The 657-nt window shown below is 59.4% G+C and carries 1 protein-coding gene and 1 pseudogene; both read right to left on the bottom strand.

The genetic code is table 11. The features are described from left to right. Positions 1–250: 250 nt before the first annotated feature. Positions 251–397 (bottom strand): hypothetical protein, encoded by a 147-nt coding sequence (locus OKB77_RS23990; protein WP_270657419.1) that lies wholly within the window; start codon positions 395–397, stop codon positions 251–253. Continuing rightward, positions 372–657, bottom strand: a pseudogene (locus OKB77_RS23985) (hypothetical protein); the annotation flags it as partial. The pseudogene OKB77_RS23985 and the gene OKB77_RS23990, both read right to left, overlap by 26 nt.

Raw genomic sequence — 657 nt, 5'->3', positions numbered from 1 at the left:
GGGGTTCTCCAAATAAACAAAACCCCGGCACACATAAAGCATGTCAGGGTTAAAGGTAGAGCGGTTGTTGGTTCACTGTGAGGGGTGTTCAGTTGGCCTTGGTGGCGGCTTCTGCTCCTGTTCCGGCTGTAGGGGCGCGCTTCACCGGCATCAGCGGTCCGGGGACCAGTACGTTGAGTAGGATAGCGAGCGCAACGCTCAGCCGTTCCGCCAGTTGGTAGGCCGGTCCTATGGTGTCGTAGTCAGCTACCTAGGTGGCCAGCGCCAACCCACTGCCCTCCAAAGCCCGCAGGTAGACGCTGTAGCCCTGAACCGCCAGGCTACTGCCGCGCACCACTTGCGTCTCCCCCTCTCGATTAATCGCCTCCAGCTCAACGGCTATCGGTTGTTTGGGCATCTTGAGCATCCTCATGGGGTAAGGGGTCACTCTCTACGCAATAACCGTGATGAATGCAGGTACGCTGCAGGTTGCTCAGAAAGTCTCCCAGTACACGGGGCTGATCAGAGAACGGGACGGGCCCTGCCTGGCTACGCCAGAAACAGCGGCGCGTGAGATCCACACATATTTCATCTATCGGCCGGCTCATCGTGCGCCAATCCTCGGCATTGGTGAGGGAGAGCAGTTGCCACTGCACCCCAGACCAGCGCAGGTGCAGC

This window comes from Aeromonas sp. Y318-3, assembly GCF_027706185.1.
In the GTDB taxonomy this organism is placed as follows: domain Bacteria; phylum Pseudomonadota; class Gammaproteobacteria; order Enterobacterales; family Aeromonadaceae; genus Aeromonas; species Aeromonas veronii.
Note: the sequence above shows the minus strand (reverse complement) of the source record. Positions and strands in the feature narration are given on the sequence as shown.

Bases quoted from the DNA above. Each gene is read 5' to 3' on its own strand.
- OKB77_RS23990 (WP_270657419.1), bottom strand. From the start codon at position 397: ATGCCCAAACAACCGATAGCCGTTGAGCTGGAGGCGATTAATCGAGAG.